A 2,544-nucleotide genomic window follows, 5' to 3' on the forward strand; every position below is an offset into this window, starting at 1 on the left:
AGCCGGCGTGCGTTGAGCGCGTCGCTGTTCAGCTTCCCGAACTGAGGGGGCCTGGCGCCGGGTGTTTCTCGCGGCCTCTCCTGGGAATGTTAGGAAAGCGCGGTGGTCTGCGCGCGTAGCAGAGTACGTCACGCTGGCGGGCACGGGCAGCCACGTGGGGCGGCCCCTACGGGATCGGTGCGGTGGGGCAGGGATGGAGGTGTGGCGGGCGGTGGGCAGACACGCAGGTCTGCCCCTACGGGATCAATGCGGTGCGGCGCAGGGCACGGGCGCGGTGAATCGCGCCCCTACGGATCGGTGCTGCGCGCGCGGAGTTCTCCCCCTCACCCGCCCTGCGCCCCCGCAGGCGGGGGAGGGGGCCGGGGGGAGGGGGCCCTCCGCACGGCGCAAACCGCAGTGGGACGGCACCAAGCCCCCTCTCTCGATGACAGGAGGGCGGAGCCCTCTCCTGTTATCGGGAGAGGGGGCAGCGAGGAACGAGCGGGGGTGAGGGCCCCTCGCGGAACGCGGTGTGCACCTGCCCGGGCGCTCACGCACGGGCGACCCGGTACCGAGGGAGGAATGACGCACGAGAGGGCGACCATCTACCGCGCGGCGTGGGTGCTGCCCGTGGCGGCGGAGCCGATCCGCGAGGGAGCGGTGATGGTGGGCGCGGACGGGCGGATCGCGGCGGTCGGCCCCAGCGCGGCCATCGAGCCGCCCCCCGATGCCGAGATCGTGGAGCTGGGCGCGGCCGCCCTCCTCCCCGGGCTCGTCAACGTGCATGCCCATCCCGAGCTCTCGCTCTTTCGCGGCGCGCTGGAGGATCTCCGCTTCCGCGATTGGATCCTGCGCCTGGTGGGCACCAAGCGCACGGCCATGCGCGACGACGACTACCTCGTCGCCGCGCGCTGGACGATGGTGGAGGCGATCCGCTCCGGCATGACCACGCTCGCCGCCACCGAATCCTCCGCCGCAGGGGCCGTGGCCATGCGCGAGGCAGGGATGCGCGGCGTTCTCTACCGCGAGGTCTTCGGGCCCGATCCGGCGCAGGCCGACGACTCCATGGACGAGCTGCGCACCGCCGTCGAACAGCTCCGCCGCGACGAGACGGAGCTGGTGCGGATCGGGGTGTCGCCGCACGCACCGTACACCGTGTCCGACCGCCTCTTTCGCGCCGCTGCCGAGTACTGCGTGGCCGAGGAGCTCCCCATGGCGGTGCACGCGTCGGAGTCGGTGGCGGAGCGCGACCTGGTGGAGCGCGGGGCGGGGGACTTCGCGCCGGGCTTGCAGGCGCGCGGCATCGACACGCCCGTGCGCGGCCGCACCACGGTGGAGATGCTCGACCGGCTCGGCGTCCTCGATGCGCGCCCGCTCCTCATCCACTGCGTGACGATCGATGCGGAGGACGTGCTGCGCATCGCGGAGGCGGGGTGCGCGGTGGCCCACTGCCCGGTCGCCAACGCCAAGCTGGGGCACGGCGTTGCGCCGTACTCCGCGCTCCGAGACGCGGGGGTGCGCGTCGGGCTGGGGACCGACTCGGTGGGGAGCAACAACCGGCTCGATCTGCTGGAGGAGGCGCGCATCGCGTCGGTGGTGCACCGCGGGCAGCTCCAGTCGCACGAGATCCTGTCGCCCGCCGACCTGCTGCGGCTTTGCACGCTGGACGGCGCCGTTGCACTGGGGATCGAGGGCCGCGTGGGGACGCTGGAGCCGGGCAAGGATGCGGATCTGTGCGCCGTGTCGTTGGCCGGGCCGCACGTGCGCCCGGTGCACGACCCCGTGGCGGCCGTCTTCCACGCCGCGCGCGCCACGGACGTGATCCTGACGGCGGTGAAGGGGCGCGTCCTCTTTCGCGACGGTGTGCTGGCGACGCTGGACGAGGCGGCGATCTCCGACGCGGTCGACGAGGCGGCGGCGCGCGTGCGTACCGCGCTGGTGGGATGATGCGACGCGCGGCCGCGGGACGCGAGGCATCGCCGCGGCGCTCGGCAGACGTGCGCCGGGTACTCAACACCGTGCTGGCCGTGTCGCTGGTGCTGGTGGCGGTGAAGGCGTACGCCGGCGTGCGGGCGGGGTCACTGGCGGTGCTGGGCGGCGCCATCGACTCGGGGCTGGACGTGCTGACCACGCTGGTCGCCATCGTCCTGGCGCGGGTGGCCGGCGCCGCGCCCGACGAGGAGCATCCCTACGGCCACGCCAAGTTCGAGACGCTGGGCGCCCTCGCCATGGTGGCCTTCCTCTCCATCACCGTCACGGAGCTGGTGCGCGGCGCCGTGTCGCGCATCTTGGGCAACGAGCCGCCCGATTTCGACGCGACGGTCGCGGTCGGCGCGATGGCCGTGTCGCTCGTCATCGGCCTCGTCGCCTCCGGCTATGAAAAACGCCGTGGTGAGGCGCTGCGCAGCGACCTGCTTCTCGCCGATGCGGCGCACCTGCGCGCCGACGTGTGGGTGACGGTGTCGGTGCTCGCCGGTCTGGGGCTCACGGAGCTGGGCGTGCCGCACGGCGACGCGTGGACGACACTCTTCGTCTCGGTGCTGATCGCGCGGACGGGGTGGGGGA

General features: G+C 73.3%; 2 protein-coding genes. Both read left to right on the top strand.

What is annotated here, in order from left to right; genetic code table 11:
- Positions 1-561 precede the first annotated feature (561 nt).
- Positions 562-1,926 (top strand): amidohydrolase family protein, encoded by a 1,365-nt coding sequence (locus tag VF647_04420; protein ID HEX8451318.1) that lies wholly within the window; start codon positions 562-564, stop codon positions 1,924-1,926.
- Positions 1,926-2,544 (top strand): cation diffusion facilitator family transporter (locus VF647_04425; protein HEX8451319.1); only part of this gene is annotated, 619 nt, incomplete at its 3' end. The genes VF647_04420 and VF647_04425, both read left to right, overlap by 1 nt.

It is taken from the genome of Longimicrobium sp. (genome assembly GCA_036387335.1).
Classification (GTDB): Bacteria; Gemmatimonadota; Gemmatimonadetes; order Longimicrobiales; family Longimicrobiaceae; genus Longimicrobium.

Excerpts from the sequence above, each read along its gene's own strand:
- VF647_04420 (HEX8451318.1), top strand. The coding sequence starts at position 562 with ATGACGCACGAGAGGGCGACCATCTACCGCGCGGCGTGGGTGCTGCCC.